Annotated in this window: 18 protein-coding genes; 13 read left to right on the top strand and 5 right to left on the bottom strand. The window is 31.9% G+C overall.

What is annotated here, in order from left to right:
- The first annotated feature begins 113 nt into the window (after window positions 1–113).
- From ABDB96_RS02465 to ABDB96_RS02430, 8 genes are all read left to right on the top strand, one after another.
- Window positions 114–1,346: a hypothetical protein gene (locus ABDB96_RS02465; RefSeq protein WP_343251209.1), complete on the top strand. Its 1,233-nt coding sequence runs from the start codon at window positions 114–116 to the stop codon at window positions 1,344–1,346.
- 323 nt (window positions 1,347–1,669) lie between these two features.
- Window positions 1,670–2,590, top strand: a complete 921-nt coding sequence (gene galU, locus ABDB96_RS02460) for a UTP--glucose-1-phosphate uridylyltransferase GalU (protein WP_425528223.1) — start codon at window positions 1,670–1,672, stop codon at window positions 2,588–2,590.
- A gap of 246 nt (window positions 2,591–2,836) precedes the next feature.
- On the top strand, window positions 2,837–3,598 hold the full coding sequence (locus tag ABDB96_RS02455) for a hypothetical protein (protein ID WP_343251208.1): 762 nt from the start codon (window positions 2,837–2,839) through the stop codon (window positions 3,596–3,598).
- Between the two features lie 869 nt (window positions 3,599–4,467).
- Window positions 4,468–6,105, top strand: coding sequence for a hypothetical protein (locus ABDB96_RS02450; protein WP_343251207.1), 1,638 nt, complete (start codon window positions 4,468–4,470; stop codon window positions 6,103–6,105).
- A 1,688-nt stretch (window positions 6,106–7,793) separates the two neighbouring features.
- Complete coding sequence (locus ABDB96_RS02445; protein ID WP_343251206.1) at window positions 7,794–8,765, top strand: hypothetical protein; 972 nt, start codon at window positions 7,794–7,796, stop codon at window positions 8,763–8,765.
- A complete protein-coding gene (locus ABDB96_RS02440; RefSeq protein WP_343251205.1) occupies window positions 8,693–9,436 on the top strand; it encodes a hypothetical protein in 744 nt (247 codons plus the stop codon). The genes ABDB96_RS02445 and ABDB96_RS02440 overlap by 73 nt, the downstream gene beginning before the upstream one ends.
- Window positions 9,437–9,872: 436 nt before the next feature.
- A complete protein-coding gene (locus tag ABDB96_RS02435; RefSeq protein ID WP_343251204.1) occupies window positions 9,873–13,124 on the top strand; it encodes a P116 family lipid acquisition surface protein in 3,252 nt (1,083 codons plus the stop codon).
- A 195-nt stretch (window positions 13,125–13,319) separates the two neighbouring features.
- A complete protein-coding gene (locus ABDB96_RS02430) occupies window positions 13,320–14,246 on the top strand; it encodes a hypothetical protein (RefSeq protein WP_343251203.1) in 927 nt (308 codons plus the stop codon).
- 1 nt (window position 14,247) lies between these two features.
- Here the strand turns inward: ABDB96_RS02430 and coaD are convergent, their stop codons facing one another.
- The 5 genes from coaD to rpmG are packed head-to-tail and all read right to left on the bottom strand — an operon-like array spanning window position 14,248 to window position 16,442.
- Entirely contained in the window at window positions 14,248–14,691 is a 444-nt protein-coding gene (gene coaD / locus ABDB96_RS02425) for a pantetheine-phosphate adenylyltransferase (protein ID WP_343251202.1), read from the bottom strand.
- A 10-nt stretch (window positions 14,692–14,701) separates the two neighbouring features.
- Window positions 14,702–14,992, bottom strand: coding sequence for a hypothetical protein (locus ABDB96_RS02420; RefSeq protein ID WP_343251201.1), 291 nt, complete (start codon window positions 14,990–14,992; stop codon window positions 14,702–14,704).
- Complete coding sequence (nusG, locus tag ABDB96_RS02415) at window positions 14,985–15,935, bottom strand: transcription termination/antitermination protein NusG (RefSeq protein WP_343251200.1); 951 nt, start codon at window positions 15,933–15,935, stop codon at window positions 14,985–14,987. Before nusG ends, ABDB96_RS02420 begins: the two co-directional genes overlap by 8 nt.
- The gene (secE, locus tag ABDB96_RS02410) at window positions 15,892–16,296 is read right to left on the bottom strand and encodes a preprotein translocase subunit SecE (RefSeq protein WP_343251199.1); all 405 of its coding nucleotides are present in this window, start codon (window positions 16,294–16,296) and stop codon (window positions 15,892–15,894) included. Before secE ends, nusG begins: the two co-directional genes overlap by 44 nt.
- Window positions 16,296–16,442, bottom strand: a complete 147-nt coding sequence (rpmG, locus tag ABDB96_RS02405) for a 50S ribosomal protein L33 (protein WP_343251198.1) — start codon at window positions 16,440–16,442, stop codon at window positions 16,296–16,298. Before rpmG ends, secE begins: the two co-directional genes overlap by 1 nt.
- Before the next feature lie 356 nt (window positions 16,443–16,798).
- Between rpmG and ABDB96_RS02400 the strand changes: the two genes are divergently transcribed.
- The 5 genes from ABDB96_RS02400 to ftsY all read left to right on the top strand — a co-directional run bounded on the left by ABDB96_RS02400 (window position 16,799) and on the right by ftsY (window position 25,272).
- Entirely contained in the window at window positions 16,799–18,514 is a 1,716-nt protein-coding gene (locus tag ABDB96_RS02400) for a DAK2 domain-containing protein (protein ID WP_343251197.1), read from the top strand.
- Between the two features lie 3 nt (window positions 18,515–18,517).
- Complete coding sequence (plsX, locus tag ABDB96_RS02395; RefSeq protein WP_343251196.1) at window positions 18,518–19,510, top strand: phosphate acyltransferase PlsX; 993 nt, start codon at window positions 18,518–18,520, stop codon at window positions 19,508–19,510.
- 271 nt (window positions 19,511–19,781) lie between these two features.
- A complete protein-coding gene (gene rnc / locus ABDB96_RS02390) occupies window positions 19,782–21,194 on the top strand; it encodes a ribonuclease III (protein ID WP_343251195.1) in 1,413 nt (470 codons plus the stop codon).
- 58 nt (window positions 21,195–21,252) lie between these two features.
- A complete protein-coding gene (locus ABDB96_RS02385; RefSeq protein ID WP_343251194.1) occupies window positions 21,253–24,216 on the top strand; it encodes an AAA family ATPase in 2,964 nt (987 codons plus the stop codon).
- Window positions 24,217–25,272, top strand: a complete 1,056-nt coding sequence (ftsY, locus tag ABDB96_RS02380; protein WP_343251193.1) for a signal recognition particle-docking protein FtsY — start codon at window positions 24,217–24,219, stop codon at window positions 25,270–25,272.
- The last annotated feature ends 74 nt before the right edge of the window (window positions 25,273–25,346 follow it).

Here is a 25,346-nt window from a genome sequence, read left to right as displayed (position 1 = left end):
AACCACTCCCCAGTTTAGATGATTCGCCAAGCACTACTGATAGTCACCTTATTAAAAAATATTATAGTGAAATTCAAGAACGATATGAAGTTACAAATCAGCAGCAAAAATCATTGTTTCCTACGCAAATTATCAATCAATCTTCAAAGGTAACAGTCCCTGAGATTAATTCGTGAATTGGTGAACAAACCCGAATTCCGTTATTACCAAATGAACTTAGTAAAACCAATGAATCAGTTGGCTTAAAACTACATGCCGATGATCGTGATGGAACAATTACTTTAAAAATTTTTGTTTCCAAAAAAGATAGCACTGGTCATTATGCAACTAGTGGCGAACTATCAACAAATATGGACTCATCTGGTAAGACCGTTACTTTATCTGGTTTTGCGGGTGAAAAAAATTTAATTCAAGAACAATATAGTACATGATCGCAAAATACAACTTTCAATGTTCAGTCCAATCAAACACATCCATTTTGAAAAGTTTATTTTGATCTAACAAATTTATCGAATGAATCAAATCAAACAGATGTGATTTCCAAAATTAACCATTATTTACCCGAAAATAATGCACAAAAATTAAAACCCTTAAATCAATCTTTGCAGGCACGTCAATATCAAGTAAAGCTTGCACAAGTCGGACTTAACCGTTTAACTAATGGGCAAAACGAGTTAAATTTAAACCTTTTAATCAAAAATGGAGATAATCAAGTTGATAAGGAAGATTTTTCCATACCAAATGAACAATCGTGAGTTGGTTTGCCAATCAAGTTAACAAATTTTGCTGCAAACGAAACCAATTTATTAAACATTCCAATTAAAGCACGTTTTACACCGATTACTACAAAAGGGAAAAAATCGGATCGATTAGACATTTCGTTTGAAAACCTTATTACCAAACAACAAGTAACATGGTATCTAAAGGCGATTGTTCGAAAAAATAAAGTAGATGAATTACTCAAAAAAATTGAAAATAGCGTCAAAGATGGTTACAAAAAGCAATACCATCATCAAGAAGCATGACGTCCAAATGCAAAAATTAACAGTGATGTTTTTGCAATATCACTAAATCCAGAAGAGAAAAAAACTAAATATGATGCTGACAAATTGTATGATCTACAAACAAACTCAGGAGCCAATTTGATTGCGGGCGGTCATCAAGATGGTGATGTAACTGCTAATAATAAGAAAATAATTACAAGAAACAATAACGGAATGAGAAGACATAACGGGAATGCATGAAGAGTTCAAGGAACAACGGGGTTAAACAAAGAACTTAAGAACTTATTAAGTTTATCAACATTTCAAAATAAAAATGATGATAATGTAAATCCATTCTTATAATAGATTGCAGAACATTGGTGAAAAACCATTTATTAATTGCCAAAAGATTTTTAAAAACTAAAAGGCATTAGTCCTCATTTAGTATTTATTTTTTAATAAACTGAATGATTTGATTATTGAAAATATCAATCTTTGAATTTAAAAAATATTGAAAATCAAATTGGATGCTTGTGTCTATCATCAGCAAATTTTGAAAAAGATCTGATTTTCAAGTTACAAAAATCTTATCAATCACAATTTCATAAATTAAACTATGTTACAAATAAAATAAGATTATCAAAAGAGTTGTTCAGCAAATGATCAACAGTTAAGGAAACAAACAGATGCCACTATTAAATGTTCGTAAGGCCGTAATTCCAGCAGCCGGTTTAGGCACCCGCTTTTTACCAGCAACCAAAGCCTTACCGAAAGAAATGTTACCCATTGTTGATAAACCAACCATTCAATATATTGTTGAAGAAGCAGTAGCTAGCGGCATCGAAGACATCATGATCATTACTTCATCAAGTAAAAATGCCATTATTGATCATTTTGATTATTCTTATGAATTAGAAAATCGGTTACAGAAAAAAAACAAATTAAAAGAATTTCAAAACATTCGTAAAATTGCTGATATGGCTAACATCCAGTACATTCGACAAAAAGAACCATGTGGTTTAGGACACGCGATTTTATGTGCTCGTAATTTTATTAATGATGAGCCCTTTGCTGTCTTATTAGGTGATGATATTGTAATGTCTAGACCTGATGAAAAACCAGCTTTAAAGCAATGTATTGAAGTTTTTCAAAAAGTTAAATCAACAGTTGTCGGTGTCCAAAAAGTACCACATCAACTGGTTGTTAAATACGGAGTGATTAATCCTTCCAAAGATTTTAAAAAAGCAACGTGAGGGGATGATGTTATTTCTTTGAAGGGCGTTGTGGAAAAACCCAAACCCGAAGATGCCCCATCTGATTATGCCATTTTGGGTAGGTATGTATTAACACCCGAAATATTTGATGAATTAGCTAAAACAAAACCAGATCTTCATGATGAAATTAGTTTAACTGATGCCATTTTTCAACTATTAAGTTACCAACGTATTTATGCCAAAGTTTTTACTGGTAAACGCTTTGATATCGGTTCAAAAGTTGGTTTTTTACACGCCACAATTGAAGCCGCCCTTCATCATGATGACATTAAACATGATGTGAAAAAACTAATTAATAAATACAGTAAAATCTTGGCTAAGGAAAAAAGATAAAATAATTAAGAATATCGTTCTAAAAATTAATAATGTTGAATAAAACTTAAAAACTTTAGTTTCTAAATTTTAAGTTTTGAATTAATAAAATTTTTGTTATCTGAAGATATTTTGAGTTCTTCAAATAATTAAAAATAACGAATTAATAGAGGTCGAATAATCCAATTTCAAGCAGTGTTTTCAAAAATATAATAAAATTATTGCATGTTTAAAATAAACACAACAAATATTTATTAAGGAATTTTTATGAAGAAAAAGCGTTTTAACCTTTGAGTATGAGGGTCGACTTGATCAGTAGTCGGAGCTGTTGGAGTCATAGTTCCCAGTGCATTAGTTTTAAGTGAATACGTGAACCCTGGTTCAATTTCTAACCAACAAGCCCAAAAGCCAGCATCAGAAAATAAAAATCAAAACGAAACACAACAAACCCCTCCCAAACCACAACTGCCAAAGCCTCAGCAACCTAGACCAAATCAAAAGAAACAACCCGACCCACAAATACCGCCACCAAAACAAAAAGAGGAGTCTACACCACCAACAAAACCAGCTGAACCAAAGCCGGAATCAAAGCCAAATGATAACGGCCCTTCAATTCCGTCGCCACCTCCGGCCACAAAACCAGATGTTCCTCCAGTTAAAAAAACTGAAACGCAGTTGATTGCTGAATACTATGAACAAATTAAAGATGGTTATCAAGTTACAAATCCTGAACACAAATCTAAAGTTCCTTCAGTTGTCGAACCTAGGGCAGCTAGTGTAGGGATTGACCAAGTAAATTTATGAATCGGTAAACAAGGTGGCATTCCAGCACTGCCAAAAGAGCTTCAAGAAAAAAATGCCGTGGCTGCTTTTGAGTTTAGGTCAGATGATGTACACGGAACCATTTCGCTGAAAATTTATGTTTATAAAAAAGATCGCAGTCTGTATTATCTAAAAGATGGCTCGACAACTAGAAACCTGGCTAGTGGAGCAGGAAAAACAACTGTTCTGTCCGGTTTTTTACACTAACATTTTCCAAGATTTCTTTTATTTATTAACAGAATCATAATCAAACTAACTTATAGTTCAAACAATATAAATACTAAACAAGCACAAGAAGTGCTTGTTTTTAATTTAATACCTCTATAAATCATGAAAATTTTTCAAAAAATTATCTATTAATAAAGCAAAAATCTTGAATCATATTAATCTTTTATAACCAGGAATTAAGATTAAAGTAATTAAATGCATACAAGAATGTAAAAGTAAAAGTTTTTGAACTAACAGTTTAATCAAGCCCAAAATTGTAGATTTAGCATTTAACTTTTAGAAAAAGTTTTCAAATCATTAATGTGGATATGTAACAAATAAATATAATTACCACTTCTAGAGGTTTAAATGCACAAAATCTTAAAACCATTAATGATGTGCCACAACAAAAACATTAGTGCTAAAAAATTATTAGTTCTAATAAAACAATGAAGCAAACATTTTTTTGACGATGAATGATGTAAAAATATTTAAGATTTAAATTTACATACAATTTTGTTTTATTTTTAAATACTACTTCTCATAAAATCTAATAGATGACTAACGAATTAAATTAGTTTATCATTTCTAACTATTAGAAATAATCTAATTCACTCATAAAACGTTTCAAAACATAATTTTGAAACTCATTAAATCTGCTGGTTATCATTAACAAAATTTAATCAATGTTATATGAAAAGCAATTAACAATGAAAAAACTCAAGTCAGTCGTACTTGATAAAACATGGAAACAGATCAAAAATTCTTACTTTAGTAATCGATTTACATTTAAATTATTCAATCATTTTCCAATCGTTATTTTAAAATTAGCAATATCAATTAGTGTATCATTGAAATCGAGGATCATCATGAAAATTAATCGTTTTAACTTAAAGGCATGAATTTCAATTTGATCAGCAGTTGGCACAATCGGTGTGATAGGTGCTGCTAGTTCGGGAGTGGTAGTTTTGGCGGAATTTTTAGAACCAGGTTCAATCCTTGGACATCAAAATACCAAAGTAATTCCAAAACCACCTAAACCGTCACTTTCTAACAATGAACTCATTCGCGATTATTACACATCCATTAAAAGTGAATATCAAGTTAAAAATGAAGAAATAAAATCTTTACTTCCTTCGGAAATTAATTTGCTAGATACTGGTAGTTCTGAAAAAAAACTAACCATTAATGACATTAATAAAAAATGGTTGGAATTGACAAATGAACAAAACCAAAGCATCCAGTTAACTCCGCACAGTGAAACTACTAGTTCAAATGCACAAAATGATGTAATGGAAGAAAATTCAAAAGATGAAACTAATAATTCAGAATTACAGAATAGTGAGGACGATGGAACTGACTCAGATTTAAAAAATGAGGATTCACAGCCAGATGAACCTAAACCAATTCCAGAATTATCAAGTATATCAAATAAATTAAATGAAGAACATGATGTATCTTTAACCAAAATAAGCCATGATAATTCCAAAGGAACCGTTACGCTGCGCGTAGTTGTTTCTGAAAAAAATGGGGCACGTCAAAGTTATTTAAGTGACGGTAACTTTGGTGATCTTCGTACAGCTGGCAAAACAATTAAGCTCACTGGCTTTGCAACCGAAACTCAATTAATTAAAAAACAATACGATTTATGGACAAATACACCATCTTTAGTTCTTAAAAATAACTTAAATAACATAGGAACGTGAAATACTCATATTGCCTTGGATGAATTAGCTCAAGAAAAAGATCAAGGTGATGTTATTTCAAAAATTAATCAGTGGTTACCAGACGAAGCAAACAAAAAGTTCGAACCGTTACTTCCTGGATTAAAAAAACTCAATTATAAAGTAAAAATTTCTAACGTTGAAGCCGAGCACCAAACTAGTTACCAATTAAATCAGGTAAAATTTAACTTATCAATATTGAACGAAAAAAACACGATTTATGATTCCAACGGTGAAGCAACAAATGAACAAGAATGAAGGGGATTAACACGAGGAATTGAAGGTTTTCCCAAAAAATATCGTGTTCAAATAGATGAACAAATTGAAAAACGAATTGAATATAAATTGCACGATACTTCAGCAGGCTGAAAACGCGTCGTTATTTCGTTACCTTACTTAAAAACAAAGGAACAGGTTCAAAAATATTTAAACGCAATCGTTAAACAAAATAAAACTGAAGAGTTTTTAAAAGTTATCGAAAAAACTTGGAGTAATTCCAAGATTGACGAAAACACGTTAAAAACAAGCGTTTATCAAGTTAGTTTCAACCCTTTACACGATAATGAGACTACTAAAAATCAAGATAGTTCATACCAACAAAACGGGTCAACCCTAGTAGGTGGTGGTCGTGCTCCTAATCGACAAAATTTGAACGATCCTACAAACGGAATGAGTGATAAAGCAAAAATTAATGGCAAAGAAGGATTAGTAAAAGAACTTCGAAATTTACTATCATTATCAACATTTACAAAAGAAGATCCAACTAACCCTTTTTTAGGATAAGTTATTAAGAAAATGATTTAATTGCATATTTATTTTTTAGCAAACTTGATTGATATTCACAAAAATATCCCATTTAATATTGGTGATAAAAAAATTATCAAGTGTTTATAAATTTGTATGTAAAGTCCTTAGAATTATTTTTTTCAATTTAATATAAGTAACAAATTAAAGCGTATCCAAAAGATAACGTCATTAAGTTATTTTGTAATTATTTTTCTTTTTCTAAAAATTTATATTCACATTTAATTTTTATAAATGTGACCAATAAGTTTGTTAAATAATTGATTTGTTTTATAAATTATGCAGATATATTGATTCAAATCAAATAAAAACCAGTTTCATTTTACTCATTTTAATTTTATGGTATTAATCTTTTTGAAATATAGTTTTTATAAAAATTTTTCACATTTATTGCAATGATGTAAGCCTTCATGATCAAAAAAAACAAGAAAACGATTCATCAGCATATGTTTTGCAACAATCATTCCTTATGTTACTTACTCATAGTCGCTACTAGAAATAAACTTGTTACAAAAATAAGAATAACTTAAAATACCAAAAATTATTATTGTGAGAAAAGTGGTAATGAAACCACAATTTTAAGGAATTATAATTAAGAAAAAATCACTGAAAAATAAATGAATCTAAGTCGTGTAATCTACTACAAGGCGTTATCAGGTGTCCAGTTTTTAATGTTATTTGCTTAAAATTTGCAGCCAACATAATTTAAAGTTGGCTTAACCATCAATTATCATTCAAATTTTGTTCATGCCAATAATGATTTTTGGTGTGAAATCAAATCATGATAATTTCTCTAAGCAAAATCGTTATTTTTAAAAAAACAAACATTAAGAGTTTTTCAAGTTCGTACTGGCCGGTTCGTAACGATTTTAGTGAAAAATAAACATCTGTTAAGTCAAGTATTTTTCGCCTCTTTTTTCAATTAATACCCACTAGATCACGACTGTTTTTAAACAAAATACCCAGGTAGTTCAAACAAAAAATGAATGATTTTATTAATCCTTGATAACTAAGATGAAACTAAAAAATTAAAACAATTAGTTATAAATAAGAGATTGTAAAGTAATAATTTGTAATTCCTAATAGTTGCAGAAATTAAAGATTTAGCAATTTTTTTAAGCTAATATTTATAAGTGTTGGGCTTCATTTGAATATATAAAATCTTAAAAGTGTAAATAATTGAAGAGGAAAAAATTATATTCAAAATTCTTTCTGTCTAAATCTAAAGTTATTAACAAAATAAACGGTTCTTAATAACATAATCTAGTCAATTTTAAGATTTAAAATTTTTTACAATTACGTTACAAGAAAAATGCATTTAGATAAATTTTTATAAATTGATCGTCAATTATTCTTCGTTTGACCTGATTTAACTATTAGAAGAAAATCTAAGTTTCACTTGTTTATATAAATTTAATATGAAAAACAATTTTAATGTTGGTTCAAATGTCCTAATTAATCATTGATCTTAACTAGGATACATAAAAAGAATAAAGAGGAAAGAAAACTTCGATGAAGCAATTATTGATATAAACATGGAAGCAAATCAAAAACTATTACTTTAGTAATCGATTTTACATTTAAATTATTCAATCATTCTTTTAATCGTTATTTTAAAATTAATCAGCAGTATCAAGGTGTGTAAGCAATGAAAGTAGAGGAACCTTATGAAAATTAATCGTTTTAACTTGAAAGCATGAATTTCGATCTGATCCGCAGTTGGAACAGTTGGCGTAATAGGTGCTGCTAGTTCAGGAGTGGTAGTGTTGGCTGAACATTTAGAACCAGGATCAGTCCTTGGTAAGCAAAACAAAAAAATTATTTCCAAACCAAAACCACATGTACCTACTAATAATGACCTAGTCCGCGAATATTACGCATCCATTAAAAGTGAATACCAAGTTAAAAGTGAAAAAATAAAGTCACTGCTTCCGGTGGAAATTAACCTTGAAGATACAGATAATTCTGAAAAAAAACTAACAATTGGTGACATTAATAAAAAATGATTGGAATTGACAAATGAACAAAACCAAAACATCCAGTTAAGTCCGCACAGTGAAACTACTAGTTCAGATGCACAAAACGATGCAACAAAAGAAGACTCAAAGGATGAAACTAGTCATTCAGAATTAGAGAATAATGGGGGTGGTGAATCCGATTCAGATATAGAAAATCAGGATTCAGAGCAAGATGAACCTAAACCAATTCCAGAATTATCAAATAAATTAAATGAAGAACATGAAGTATCTTTAACCAAAATAAGTCATGATAATTCCAAGGGAACCGTTACGCTGCGCTTAGTTGTTTCTGAAAAAAATCGTGCTCGTCAAAGTTATTTAAGTGACGGTAACTTTGGTGATCTTCGTACAGCTGGCAAAACAATTAAGCTCACTGGCTTTGCAACCGAAACTCAATTAATTAAAAAACAATACGATTTATGGACAAATACACCATCTTTAGTTCTTAAAAATAACTTAAATAACATAGGAACGTGAAATACTCATATTGCCTTGGATGAATTAGCTCAAGAAAAAGATCAAGGCGATGTTATTTCAAAAATTAATCAGTGGTTACCAGACGAAGAAAACAAAAAGTTCGAACCATTACTTCCTGGATTAAAAAACTCAATTATAAAGTAAAAATTTCTAACGTTGAGTCGGATCATGAAACTAATTACCAATCAAATCGTGTCAAATTTAACTTATCAGTAGTAAATGAAAAAGACACGGTTTATGACCCAAATGGTGAAGTAGAAAATACCCAAACATGAAGGGGATTAACACGAGGAATTGAAGGTTTTTCCAAAAAATACCGTGTTCAAATAGATGAACAAATTGAAAAAAATATTAAATTCAAATTGCTTGATCTTCCTACATGAAAACGTATCTTTATTTCGTTACCTTATTTAACGACAAAAGAACAAGTTAAAAGATATTTGCGAGCAATCGTTAAAGAAAATAAAACAGAAGAGTTTTTAAAGATTATTGAAAAAGCCTGGAGCAACTCTAAAATTAGCGAAGCCACGTTAAAGACTTCTGTTTTTATAGTTAGTTTTAACCCATTACATGATAATAATCAACCTGATAATGATGGTGGTAATAAATATAAAGAAGACGGATCAACCTTACTAGGTGGCGGTCGAGGTCCTACAATAAAAAATAATAAAAAAGTTGATGATCCTAATAACGGAATGGGTAATAATTGAAAAATTGATGGTAAAAATGGTTTACTAAAAGAAATTAAAAATTTACTATCATTATCAACTTTTAAAAGCACAAGTGATGATGCCAATAATCCCTTTTTAATGTAGATTATTAAGAAAATCATTTAATTTCATAATCGTTTTTTGTAAAACATTACCATGTTCACTAAAATATTTTGACAGAATGAATAAAAAATCCATAAATTGTACGCAAAAGGTCCTCATTTACGCATTTAGTATCATTTTGGTATAATTAATACAGCGTAATGCGAAGTATCTCCTTCATCAACATAAAATTAGTTGTAACAATTTTTTTCTAACTAAGTTATTAACGTTTCATTTAGATAAAACTGAATTTAGATGGTCTGTTAAAAAATTAATTAGTTTCATTACTTATCGTTTTTTTTCAAAATGTATTTAATTTAAAAACTAAATTGAAAACTAACAATGGTTCATTAATTTTAACTAGTAACTTCAACGACTTTTGAATAAGGTGAAATTTTTATAAACTTATTTTGATGTCCATTGCAATGAGGTAAACTTCATGACCAAGAGAAAACGTCTGATTGGAATATGTCTAGCAATTTTTAGTTTTGCTGCAATCATTCCTGGTGCTACTTATGGAATTATTGCAGCCACAAACAAACCAGATACTATAAATAATGGTGACTCAAATTCCCTCAAACCATCCAAAGTCACTATTGAACAAAAAGGAACTAAACCAGAGTTTTTAAACGACATTAAGGTCAACAAGAAATCAATCAAATCAGCAAATGATTTGTACAGTCCACCACAAAGTATTATCAACCACGCAACTGTTGACACTACTGGTTTAAAAGTTGCAGCCAGTGCAATCAAAGCCGGTTTAAACCACCAATTATCGGGTCAACTTATTGATGCTAACGGCTATCCTGATTACACCATCATTATTGCTGATGTGAATTCATATCTTGATAATGTTTTCAAACAAAATAATCAATTTTTTTCTTTAAAAGGGCAAATGCCAAAAATTGAACAAATTGGTAGTGATCCGCTGGCAATAAACATTAGCGGGAATTACCAATTTGTTAACATTAATAGTCAACCACGCCCATTTAAAGATCACAATGGCGATATCATTAAGGGTTTGGAAAACGTTTCACCAAAAGACATTGTTAATTTTACTTTTACAACTAAATTTGGCAAAAAACAAAACCACATTAACGGGATTGTTACTGTTGATCCAATTTCCAATAAATCGTATTTAAACTGACAAACACAACAATTGCAACTAACAATTGGTAAGAAGATAACTAATCTAACCGATTTTGTGTTTAACCAAGCAAAATCAAATATTAATCTCGAAATTACTGATGTCGCTTCGGGATTAGATCCTTATAGTGCCCAAAACGATATTGCTGGTATAAATGGCAAGGTTTTCAACACTAATACCTTATCAGGAAAACAAGTTGTTAGCGATTTAGACAATTTATTTACCAAAAAATTAGCTTTAGTTAAACAAATTGCCAAAACAGTTAGTGGAATTTTTGGTTCACTAAGCCAAATGCGTGCAAACAACCACCAATTAATTGATCTAGTGATCGAAAACGCCGATAACATTACTCACTTGTTAACTATTGCCAAACCCGAATTAAATGAAAAAATCAAAAACAAAACCTCCATTCGTGACCTGATATATGATCTGTTAACTAGTTCAAAAGCCAACAATAATGGAAAAACAATCTACCAAATAATTTTTGATAATAAGGACATCTTGGTTAACTTTATATTGAAAAATCTACCGATAGCTGGCGGAATTAATCTCATTGTTAACAATTTCTTTAATACTCTTAAAAAACCTGAAGACTTATTCAAACAATTAAAAACGCTCCAACCACTAGTTCTTGATTTATTAAAGAATGCGAAATTAAATTCATTATTCACCATCTTTCAAGAACTAGTTGCTACTAAAAATGTTTATGTACTAGACTTATTATCCAAACCAAACATTGCCCCGTTAATTTTTGATTTAGTCATCCAATTAAGCGAAAATGGTGCATCATTACTCAATAACTTAACCCCACCTGACTTAAATGAAAGCAAACCAAGCCAAAACCCAATTACTAACTTAGTAAGCAATCCAAATCCGCCTGACGCTTTAGAGAAACTATCATTAATCGATTTTTTAAAGAAATACAAAAACATTTTTATTGACATCTTAGCAAATGCTAATAATCCCGTAAATGGTTTTGTCGAAGGATTATTAGCCAATAACAAGCAAGGATTAACTGATTTATTAGGGCTGGTTGGTTTTAGTACAGCAGCACTAACACCCCAAGTGAAGCATTTATTTGATACGTTTATCACTAACAATTCTTTGTTAGAAAATAATCCAGCAACAATTAATAAGATCTACACCTTATTAAAAGAGATTAGTGCATTATTTAGTAATGACAACTTAAATAAGATTAAAATAACAATTAATAACCAACTAGCAAACAAACCAGTTACTAGATATAATAAATATGGCGATCTAGTGATTAGTAATTTAAATAAAACATATCAAATTAGTGTTGATCATCTTGTTATTAAAAATAGTTTAATTCTTGCTTTAGTGGACTTAATGCCAACTTCGAGTTTATCTGATTTCGTTTTTGATAATTTTTTAACTCCTGAAGTTTTTGAAGAAATTAAAGATCAAGCCAGTCAGCAAGTTAAAAAGTACCCAAAACCATGGTACATTTCTTGAAAAATGTTAAATAATGGAATTAACGGAATTAACGGACGTCCCGGATTAATCGATAACGTCTTGGATGGAATTAAACGGGGAGTTAGCAAAAAGGCGACAATTCAAAGTTTTTTTAAAGAATTAGTTTTTGGCTCATTATCACCACAACTAAACCATCCTTTCATGACAATTAACGGATCAATTCAAATTAGTTATACTGGTGAAGATTTAGTTATTTTACCAGCTTATGATGTTGATGGGCAAAATAAAACGATTGTTAATTACCAAATAATTGGTGCTAACTTTATAATTAATGCAACTGATATTGCCAAGAAATCAAAGTTTGGCAATACAACGATTTACAATATTAATCCAAGCGAGCAAAGCATTGTCGCTAATTTTGGTGGATCTGAAAAAAATTACATTAGTAAACAACTCAATCAATCAGTTCAGCAATTATTACAAAATTTCTTAAAAAATACTGTTAATCGTAAGTACCAAACAACAACTAATATCACGTTGTTCCCCAAAAAGATTGATCCAATTACCAACCTCAGTACGCCCCTATATACCCTAGATTTATCTGATCCAAAACAAAATGTGGCCCCATTTGTTTATTTAAACAACTACACCTTAGCAGTAAATCCCCAATTTGGTGGTGATCAATTAAGCAAAACACAAGAAACGATCTTGAAAGAAGGGTGAACATACCAAAATCATGTTCCAAAACTATCAGATACAGCGTCAAAACTAGTTAAAAGTTATGTTAAGTTCAGTCTTGAGTTAAAGAATTTCTTAAAGAAACGTTATGTAAATACTGCGATTAACCTGTATGGTAGTGGTTTAAGTAAATTGGCCTTTCAACTAAATCAAGTCGATATTCCCGTTGTCATTTTTCCAGTTAAAATTGGCCTAACAATTAATTTATCATATGACATTCGTTTATTAGATTCGACCACTTATTTACCATATAGTGTTTTGGATACGACTGATCATCAAAAACCCAAACTAGTTCAACAAGTTAAAAACTTCTTATCTTATGTTTTTGTTAGTGATCCAGACATCCAAGCCAGTTTCCAAGGGTTTTAAAAAAATAATATTTAATTAAATTATTTTAAGTTTTTGTTTTTCATTAATTGTACTGTAGCCATCTTTTTAAGCGTGGTCGTGATTGCTAAAAATATGGTATAAATTAAACTAATTAATGTCTTAAAAATTATAATAGTTAATAGCTAATAATAACCTATCTTGTGTTATCATTTTTATAATCATCGTTTAGGTATCATGAAAAAAACTATCGCCAAAGTTTGATCAACTTTGAAAAAAATTATTACTTTTTTAAAAGAAAAAAGGTTCTTAGCAAAACCAAAACAAATTAAAACACCGGGATTAATCAGGATTCACAAAATCGAAAAATCATGATCGCAAAATACGGAAATCAACACAAACCACGTGCCTTTTGCAGTTGATGAAGCCTTCAAAAAAGAAGGAATAATCATCAACTTTGAACAAATTTCAAGTTGTTTAAAATGAAGTTGAAAAAGTTTCCTTAAACCCAAACGCTTATTTAAAAACATCAGTTTAAAAATTTATGAAACTAACCAAATTGCATTGTTAAGTAACGACATCCATCGGGTTTTTGAATTAGCCCATATTCTTGACGACAAGCAACCTTATCTAATTCATAAAAAGCTTGTTAAACCCAGTGCAAAAACAAAAATTAATAAAATTAAAAGAAAACTAACTTACGAAGCCTCCTTAACAGGGTTTAATACCGTTAGTGATTTAATTAATTACGTCATTAATCTAGCCGAAAATCGTATTACCAAATCACAGTTATCAGTCTTAGTAACAACTTTTGGTTTAGAATTAAACTTGTTGGATCATCCTTACCAACTAGATCTAAACACAACTTTAAAACTAAAAATTTTACTAAAACTCTTGCTAGCCAAACGCTTGTGTGTTTTAGATGAAATTTGGTACCGCATTCCCATAAAACACCGACAATACCTTTTAAACATCATTGATTGGTATGTAAAAACTAACCGGATTTGTTTAGTATTATGTAGCAATGTTGATGAAGAAATCCAATTATTAACAAACCGGATTATTTTAATTGGTGAGGAAAAAATTCTAGTAGATCTCACATTATCAAGATACTTGAAAATCTACCGAAACGTCGATAATTTATTGACTAAGATTCTGATCTAGGTTATTTTTTATCAAAAAAATGATCGTGATCAGCAAGAATTTTTTTAATTCTTGATGACGATACTGACTGGTAAGCAACATCACTTAAAAAAAACACAGTTTCAATTTGGTGATAGAGATTTTTATTAACAGCAGCAGTTAGGATTTCATCAGTTAAATCATCATGATTGCGAATCCCACGAACCAAATAATGAATCCTCATTTTTTTGGCTAAATCAACCATATAACCTGATCATGAAATTACCGTAACGTTTGTTAACGCAGCATTTTTAATTGCCTTTTCAATATTTGCAACACGCATATTTAAATTACTGCTAGGTTGCTTACTAATATTAATACCAACGGCCACAATAAGTTCATCAAACAAGTTTGCTGCTTTTTTAATAATGTTTAAGTGGCCCAGATGAAACGGATCAAAACTTCCCGGATAAATCGCTTTTTTCATAAGATCTTTTTTACTGATCTAGTTCTAAATAATCATAACTAATAATCACTTTTGTTAAGCGACCTAATAGTTCCAATTCAACCAAAGCCATACGGTTAAACATATCAACACCAACGATTGTTCCAATTAACTCCCGGCATTCATCTAGAATAATTTTGACCCCGTGACCAATGCGAAACAAATCGGGCTTGATTGGATAATTTTGCGTGCTTTGGATGTTAAAATTTAAGGTGATTGTAGACTGTTTACCTAGCAATTTTGAATCATAAGAAAAGCGGTATTGTTTGTTGGAATTATTCATCTTTTTTATGACTTAAAGAATGAGTATCAAGTTCGGGTTTTTGATTGTGATCACTCGTTTCATCAGGAAGCTTCATTACTGTGGGGTTGGTTACTGAAATTTCGTCAACTTCAATCTCTGCTGTTAATGGTTCACGCCTTTGGTCAGACTTATTTAATTCTTCTAAAATTAATGTTGGTAAACTGTTACTAATTGAATCATCTTGCACTGAATCGACTGCTAATTCAGGTGAGTTAACTACTTTATTAGGATCTGGTTTAAAATCATGATCTTGATGATCTTCAGGAGCAAGGAAGCCAATTAGTTTGCCTTCTTCATCAAAAAGATTACGATCCATATCAATAATGGCGTTAGGTTCAACAACAATCCTTCTACTAGGATCATCAGTTTCTCCTGATAAAAGCATTTCTTCATCAAAATTAATCGGAATTGGTTTAGTACGTTTTCCTGATGAGCCAATTAAACCCGTAATGTTTGGTGCATTACGGACTGCATACCACGTATCATCAGTCATCACCATTTTTACATAAATGTAACCGGGAAACTTATTTTTATCGACAATTTTAACCTTTAAATATTTGCCTTTACCAATCGTTTTTCATTTAATATTAACGCTATTACGCATGTTTTTTGGCGGGATTTTTTTAGGATTATTGCTGTCAAATTCTTCTTCGATTGTGGTCCGGATTTTAATCACTTTTGCATCTAAAATCAAATCACCAAAGTGCATTGCAGCCACTTTAGCCTTCAAATTCTTAATTACTGTGTCTTCATAGCCATTGCTACAAGTCACAATATATCATTGGGCTAAATTAATGATTTTCTTTGATTTTGCTGGTTTTTTACTTTTAACTTGACGTACTGGTTTGTTTTTTTGATCATTCATTGTTAGAAGGTCCTTATTTCAAGATGCCAACGGTAATAAAAATTTGGTTAATGCCATAAAAAATTCCCGTTAACACCGCAATCACCACTAAAATAATTATGAAACTAGCAATTAAGTTTTTCGGCGTGGCTCAAGAAATTCGGCGCGATTCTTTCGCCATTCCAAACCACCAGCGTTTTAAACGAAAGGAAAATGAAACTTTTTCTTTAACTACAGTTACTTCGCTTTCCTGATTTTCCTTTTTTTCTTTCGCTTTTTTGGAAACAACCCGGTCGCGCATGATGCGGTGCTGCTCGCGGATTTCTTTGTCGCTGTAATCAGAAAGTTTGGTTTTTTTATTAGCTTGGCGAAGGTTAATTGATCCGGTTGTGGATGCTTTTTTTTCTTCAGTTCCAATGGACTCTGATGCATTAGCCATTAGCGTGACTCCTTATGAAGTGTTGTCATGTTACAATGCTTACAAAATTTTTTAAGTTGGAAACGCTTGGTCTCACTTTTTGAGCGGGTGGTTGTATAATTCCGATTAACACAAACTTCGCATATCAAAATAATTTTAACCCGCATTCTAAAATCTTCTTGTTGTATGGTAATTTACCAAAGTATAAACACGGAAAAGCTCTTCCTTTGGGTACTATTAATTATATTAAATATACCATAATTCTTTACAAGCAAATGTAATTAGTGTATAAGCCTAGTAAACAGCGAAGGGTTTCAAAATAACGTTTTCAAAATAACTGTTAATAAAGTTATAATATTAGGGTAAAGTAAATAGTTCAAAAAAAGGAACATGTTCATACGTTTACTTAAACTTAATTAAAGTAAAGAAAATCTTTTTTGGGCGAATTGCTAATTTAATAATAATATCGATTTAGTCACAATGCGTCCCAAATTTATCACGAAAGGAATGGTTGAATCTTAGCGTGAAAACTATAAATATTAAAACCTTAATCCAAATGTTTAGTTTTGGAGTAAAACAAATCGCGGATAATTACGAATATATTAACCAGTTAAACGTTTTTCCTGTTCCCGATGGGGATACGGGAACCAACATGAAAATTACCGCTATTGGGGCGTTAGAAGCCATACAAAATAATGAGTTTGATTCGTTAGGACTTTTAGGAAAAACTTTCGCTAGAGCCATGCTCATGAATGCTCGGGGCAATTCTGGCGTAATCTTTAGTCAAATTATTAAGGGTTTTGTCATGTCATTTCCTGAAAATGGGACCGAACTAACAATTGATTCATTAATTAGTGCTTTTAAAGAAGCGACTGAAGTCTCATACAAATCAGTAATTACTCCAGTCGAAGGAACGATGCTCACTGTAATTAGGCAAACTAGTGAAAAATTAATAGAAAAACGAAACATGATCAATTCCGTCGAAGAACTGTTTGAAATCGCTTTAAAAGCCGCAAAAAAATCTTTAAATGAAACACCAGATTTATTACCAGAATTAAAAGTTTCTGGCGTAGTTGATTCTGGTGGTTTTGCCCTTGTTGAATTTTTAAAAGGGATGGAATTGGTTGCTTTAGGCAAAGAAAGTGCAGCAAATGATAATTTTGAGTCCAATTATCCCGCCACATTTGCCTCAGCCCGCTTACAAAAGTTTGAAGGTGAATGAAAAGAAGAAGGTCATGGTTACTGTACGGAATTCTTGCTAAATTTTAGTTTAAAAGCTGACCCGACTTTAGAAAAAATGAGATATACCGAAGCAAAATTACGCAAAGAAATTAATAAATATGTGAATTCAGTCGTCATTGTATCTGATTTTGAAGAAAAACTGGTAAAACTTCATGCCCACACTTTACAACCAGATCAGATTTTAAAAGCCGGGTTATTGTTTGGTGAATTTATTAGTGTCAAAGTTGATAACATGGATTTGCAAGTGCACCACCGCATTAACGATCACGTGTCAAGCAATACCATGCGGTTATCAACTAAAGAAATTATTGATGAGAGCAAATTAAAAAACGAGATTAAACTAATTGCTACAGCACCTTCACAAAGATTAGGAAAATTCATTTCGAAAAATTACGAAGTGGCACACTATATTGATACTAGTGACATTGGAAATCCGTCAATTAAGCAATTCATGAATGCCATTAAATTAACTGAATCACAAAACATTATTATCGTCATTGATGATACCAACATTGCCATGGCTGTGCAAGAAGCAATTAAACAAGTGAAAAAACGGGTTTCATGTGAGTTAATTGTAGGTCGCAATTTCATTGAATGCATGTCAGCATTGTCAGCCTTTATGCCTGATGATAACTTACGAAGCAATGTGCGAACAATGAAAAAAGCAATTAAAACAACGGGATCAGCCAGCATTTCCTTAGCAGTTAAGCCAATGAAATATCCCCACATTACCGTACAAAAGGATGACTTAATTGCCATTATTGATAAAAAAATCATGGTTAGTGAACCCGACATTACCCAATGCATACACAAAACAATAAAACTCTTAATGAAAAAGATTAAAAAACCCGAAATTATTATTTTGATTTACGGTAAAGACGTAACGTTACAGCAAGCCAAAAAAATGGAAAAAATGATTTCAGAAAAATACGGAATTTATTGTGAATTAATTAACGGTGGTCAAAGTATTTATCCATACTTGCTCGGGATCCAATAAAATATGACTTATAAAATTGCTATCGATTGCATGGGGTTTGAAAATAATCCAAAGGAAGCAATTAAGGCCGCAATTGCCTATGCCAAAAAATTCCGCGATCTAACTTTTATTTTAGTTGGTGATGAAAAAATTATTAAACCAATGATTGCCAATTATTCGCAATTTCATTGTCATCCCACAACTGAAATTATTCACATGGATGATACGCCGTTATCAGCACGCAGAAAACCAAAAAGTTCCATGCAAGAAGCAATTAATCTTGTTGCGAATAATCACGCTGATGCAGTGGTTTCAGCCGGTTGTAGTGGGGTTTATGTGGCTTTAACCCACATCTTATTGGGTAAAATTGATACCAGAATTAAACCAGGATTCATGTCGTGACTACCAACAAAAGCAAATCATGGGTTCTATTTTCTAGATGTTGGTGCCAATAAGGAATATAGTGGCGAACAATTGTATTACCTTGGCTTGATGGCTAATTGATTTGTAAAAAAAACTACAATAAAAACTCACCCAAGAATTGGATTATTAAACATTGGCACCGAAAAATTTAAAGGGTTTGGTTACCACCAGGAAGCTAACCAGTTATTTGAAAATGATCGCACTTTAAATTATTTGGGGTTTTTAGAACCAAGAAACCTAATTGAAGGTGTTTGTGACATTTTAGTGGCTGATGGTTATAGTGGTAATTTGGTATTAAAAAGTTTAGAAGGGGCACTACGTTCGGTTGCCAAGCTTTTAAAAACTGGTTTTAAACGCAATCCATTTGCGGCAATTTTTAGTTGAAACATTATTAAAAAAATTAGCAAAACCTTTAACTATAAAAATAATGCCGGAGCAATGATATTAGGCTTAGATAAATTAGCTGTAAAAACCCACGGATCGGCAGATTTTCAACAATTTTATAGCACCATTAGAATGGCACACGACGCTTTAAAAACCCAATTTTTAACAACTTTAAAATCGAATTTAAAACAACTCTTAACAAAGGTTTAACAATCTTGTTACTAATGAATTGTCTAATGCCCCCCCCCCAATGTCAACTTCACTATTCTATTGTAGATTGTCACAAATTAGTGTAAAATCTAACCGTAAGTTTGTTTCCAAATTAATTATTTGGACTTATAAATTAACGAAGTTTCTATTCAGTTGGTTTGATAAATCCCCTTGTTTAATTTGAATATCCAAACTTATATTCATTTAGTTGGATCATTTTCAATTCTTTCGAATTAAAATTCTCATCACCTGTTAACTAGGATTTTTTAATATGAACAAAACTAAAAGTCGCGATCGTGCTACTTCCGATATTAAACCTATTATTTCTAACAAAAATCAAGAAACTTTTAATCGGGGAAAAACAGTTAAAAAAACAATTCAAAAGCAGGATAAAACTGTTACTTTAAAACCAGATAATAACAAGCAAAAACACACACCAATATCCAAAAATAATCCGAATATTACCATTAAGCAAAAAACTGATAGTTCAGCCAGTCAAAAGCAACCTAAAAATGAAATACAAAAAACCAACCGAACTATAGCAAATAAAACCAAAACTAATCAAGCTAAAGCCTTAAATGGTCAAACTAACTCACCGTCTACTACAACGGTTGCTTCCCCTACTTACCAATTATTAACAACTCATCCCTATCGGCAATCTGCACAAGTTCTATTTAATGGCATGAAAGACCATTTACCAGATAATTTAATTTACCCCATAAAAAAACAATTTAGCGATCAGTTAAAGCCGCCCAAATTTACCCAGCACTTCAACAAAAAGCAAAAGCAAAATTTTCAACAAAATTATTATCATAGTGAAAGTAATTTGCCATCATGGGCGGTTACTCGCATTGAATCCAAAACTAATTTACCAAAAAAAATGGGTCACTATAAAAGTAATTCAAAAAATGAATTCGATGCTTTTGTTGACGTTCACCACCGTGTTGATGACAAGCCAAAAAGTCGTGATCTAGTTCCCGTAGTCCCTAAAGTTAATGTTTATCCCTTAGTGGAAAAACGAATTATGGAATTATTAAATTCATTAAAAATTATTCCAAACGACATTACCTTATACGAACAAGCCTTGACACACAATACTTATGCCAACGAAACTGCTGATAAAAAAAGTTACCAACGGCTAGAATTTTTAGGTGATTCAATCATCAATAAACTTGTTACCGTTTTTTTATTTTTGATGTCTGATGATGATGAAGGTCGGATGACTAAAGACCGAATTTCCATTATTCAAGCCAAGACCTTGATTCGAGCTTCAAATGATTTAAATTTAAAAGATTATTTATTAGTTGGACAAGGGTTAAAAAATCGCCCCATTAGTGACCACATTCTCGAAGATATCTTCGAAGCCTTTGTGGGCGCTATTTTTTTAGATCAAGGTGAGGTTGTAGCCAACCGGATCTTAATGAAAACGATTATTAAGTACTACTTAAATGACGATTTGCAAAACACGATCGATTATAAAACCAAATTTCAAGAAGCCATGCAAGAACACTGCAAGCAAACAAGCATCCAGTACAAAAAAATCTGTTGCGAAATTGGTAAATTTGAAGTGGAACTTGTATGTAATGGGATTATATATGGGCATGGACAAGCACCAAAATTACACGAAGCAGAAGTGTTAGCCGCCAAGGAAGCTTGTGAAAAAATTAGTAAAGTAAGAAAATAAGGCACCATTTTGTTAAAATCGATCATTAAACCCAAATTATGAAAGTCAAGTAACCATTATGATTTTTTTAAAACGTTTTAGAGCCAATGGCTTCAAATCTTATGCCGAAAATGTGGAAATCGTTTTTAATAAACCGTTCACTGCCATTGTGGGAAGAAACGGTACGGGAAAATCAAATGTGGTTGATGGGTTAAAATGGGTTTTAGGGGAACGTTCTATTAAGCAATTGCGGGGGAAAACTAGCGATGATATTATCTTTTTTGGTTCTAAAGATAAACCCGCAGCGAAAGTGGCAGAAGTCGCTTTAACCTTTGATAATTCCAGTAAAAAACTGCACGACAAAAGAAAAGAAATCACCGTGATGCGCCGGGTTCATCGGGGTAGTGGGGTTAGTGAATATTTCATTAACGACCAAGTGGCTACTCTTAATGAAATTCAGGATATTTTTCTAGATACTGGATTAACAAAAGGATCGTTAGGAATTATTTCTCAAGGAACAATTCACTGGTTTGTTGATGCTAAGCCAGAAGACCGGCGGAAGATTTTTGAAGATGCGGCTGGAATTGGTCGCTACGGTAAAAAGCGCGAAGAAACCTTACGAAAACTCGAACGAATTACTGAAAACCTCAAAGAAGTATCGGTCGTAGTTAACGAGTTAGCCCGTGATTTAAAAAAGTTAACAACTCAAGCCGAAAAAGCTAAAGTTTACGTTCAAAGCAAGGAAGAATTGAAAGAATTAGAACTGATAATTTTAGTTCGTGATTATGTGAAAAACAAAAATGATTTAGAAAAAATTGCCAAAAAAATCGAATATATTGATGCTAATTTTGAAAAGTTTGAACCCCAAGTTCAAATTACAGAAGAAAAACTAGAAATTGCTAAAGAGCATTATGAAACCGCTGACAATAACCTAACTTCAATTCAAAAGGAATTACAAGAGCATTACGGAGCAATTAGTCAGTTAGAACAGCGAAAAGTGATCATTGATGCAAAGTTACAAACTGGGTTAAATTCAAAAGACGTTAGTGTTAAAGTTAAATCGTTAAAACAAATTATTAAAATTACTGAAGAACAGCTCACTAATTATTATCAGACTGTTGAAAAGATTAACCTTGAATTAGAAAAAATTGACGCCAAATTAAGCGAACTTAGTGCAGAGAACGTTAGCAAACGTCAATTGCATTTAGATTTAACGAACAAACTTTACCAAGCCCAAATTGAACTTGATTTTTTAAAATCCCAAAAACAAAGCGAACTCGAACGAGAAGTTGGGATTAGATCAATTTTATCTAATAAAGCAGCATTAGCAGGAATTCATGGGATCATTCAAGACTTTTTAAATGTCCCAAAAGCGTACGAAATGGCCATTAGCGTCGCTTTAGGGCGAAATTTAAAAAACATTGTTGTCGATACCAGTCAAGATGCCCAAAATGCCATTGAATTTTTAAAAGCTAATAAAGCCGGAATGGGCACTTTTTTACCATTGGCGGATATTAAAAAACGAAGCATTAAAGAAGAACACTTAGAGGTTTTGAACCAACTGGAAGGTTTTGTGGGGGTGGCTTGTGATTTGATTAAATATGACGAGCAATTTGCCCCAGCTGTTGGTTTTTTACTAGGACAAATATTAATTGCTACTGATCTAGATACAGCCATTAAAATTTCCCGTTTTACTTACCAAATTTATCGGGTAATTTCCTTACAGGGTGATATTGTGGCTGCTGGTGGGGCGATCACTGGTGGGTTTCGATCGCAAAAAATTGCATTGTTTAATGCAGATGAAAAAATTAAAAATTTAGAAGACAAGGTTCATGAATACAATAAAGAAGTTAATAACCTGAACATCCAAATTGACAAAATGGCAATTGCCATTAAGGACAATGAGTTAAAACTTAACGAACGGAAATTAAGTTTACAAAGACATAGTGATTTGATTAATCTTTCCAAAAAACAAATTGATCAACATAAAATCGAATTTGAACAATTAACCAATAAAACTTACGACGGGAAAAACCTTGCCTGGGACGAAGAAAAAATTCATAGTAACTTAAACAAATTAATTTCCAAACAAGAACGTTTGAATGAAGATCTAAGAATTAACCAGGAAGCCAAAGCAATTTACAAACTTCAGGTTGATGAATTGACTATGAAACTTCATGATTTACGGGCTTTACTAGATGATGACCGGATTAAACTTGTTAATTGTAAAGAAAGTGCTGTACGCTTTGAAAACGTGATGGATAACGCGAAAAATAAAATTAATGAAACTTACAAAATGGCGATTGATTACGCGATCGAAAATTATCAAAAAGAATTGCCAATGCCCGAAGCACAAGCACGCAGTAAAATTAACAAATTACAAGCAACTATTGATAATTTAGGAGCCATTAATGTGGAAGCGATTGACGAACTTGATGCGAAGCAAAAGCGTCACGATGACTTGTACGACCAACAAGAAGAATTAATTACCGCTAGGGATCAAATCCAATTAGCTATTAATGAATTAGACGATAAAGCCCGGGTGGATTTTGCCCAATTAATCGACCGGCTAAATGAAGAATTACCAAAAACCTTTCTTTACTTATTCGGTGGGGGCACTTGTCAAATTCGTTACACCAACCCTGAAGATGTTTTAACTACTGGCATTGAAGTTTACGCTAATCCACCAGGGAAAAACGTTGGTAATTTAATGTTGTTATCAGGGGGCGAAAAAACCCTTGTGGCGTTATCGGTTTTATTTAGTATTTTAAGAATTAGTGCTTCGCCTTTAGTCATTTTTGACGAAGCTGAAAGTGCACTGGATCCATCAAACGTCGAACGGTTTGCTGACATCATTCGTTCAGCATGTGATTCTACCCAATTTTTAGTAATTACCCACCGTCAGGGAACCATGACGCGTTGTGATACGTTGCTAGGAACACTAATGCAAACCAAAGGGGTAACCAAAATGCTATCAGTGGATCTTGAAAAGGCCTTAGAATTTGCCTCAGAAACCCCACCCGAACAACAAGGAGCAGCATAGATGGGATTTTTTAGTAAATTATTTAGTAAACTTAAACCAAAAAAAAATATTGCTGAACAAATTCGCGAAAAAACCGAAGCCAACCGGGCGTTTCACCAGGACCAGAAAAAGTATGATGCTTCGCTACGTTTATCAGCCAATAATTTAGCCAATGCCATTAATAATTTAGCCAAAAAATATGTTAAATTAGATGAAACTTATTTTGATCATTTGTTTGAATTATTAGTATCTTTGGATATTGGTTATGCATCAAGTCAAAAAATTTTAACCGCAATTAAAGATGAAGTGCGTTACCAAAATGTTAGTGACCATCAACTTCTAAAAGAAATTATTATTGATAAATTGTTTGTATACTACATTCAAGATACCCAATTTGATACAAGTTTAAATTACCAAGAAAACCGGACCAATGTTTTTTTAATGATTGGCGTTAACGGGGTTGGTAAAACGACCACTATTGCCAAACTAGCACACCGTTTTAAAACCTTAAATAAAAAGATTTTGTTTGTCGCTGGCGATACCTTTCGGGCAGGCGCGGTTGAACAATTAAAAATTTGAGCCGAACGTACTGGCTGTGACATTGTTTGTGCTGCTAATGAAAAGCAGGATGCTCCGGCTGTAATTTACCAAGGGTTAAAAAAGGGTACAGAAGAAAAATATGATTTAGTAATTTGTGACACGTCAGGACGGTTGCAAAATAAAATTAACTTAATGAATGAATTAAAAAAAATCCGGGATGTCATTGCCAAATTTATTCCTGATGCTCCCCACGAAACCCTTTTAGTTTTAGATGCTACAACTGGCCAATCAGGGCTCAATCAGGCCAAAGCCTTTCACGAATTAACAAAAGTATCTGGAATTGTGTTAACCAAAACAGATAGCTCGTCAAAAGGCGGGATCATTTTAGCAATTAAAGACGCGTTTAAAATTCCGGTCAAACTCATCGGTCTTGGCGAACAACTTGACGACTTGGCTGATTTTGACTTAGAAAAATACATATTAGGTTTAACAGTTGGGTTAGATCTAGATAACAATAACAATCTTAATGAACAATAAATAAACCAAAAATGCAGCTTCATTATTTATGAAATAACTAATCGTTTCTTATTTACTAGTTTGCACATTTAAAA

Source organism: Mycoplasma amphoriforme A39 (genome assembly GCA_000723365.1).
Lineage (GTDB): Bacteria > Bacillota_I > Bacilli_A > Mycoplasmatales > Mycoplasmoidaceae > Mycoplasmoides > Mycoplasmoides amphoriforme.
The sequence above is the reverse complement of the archived record's forward strand: the minus strand, read 5'-3'. Positions and strand labels throughout refer to the sequence as shown.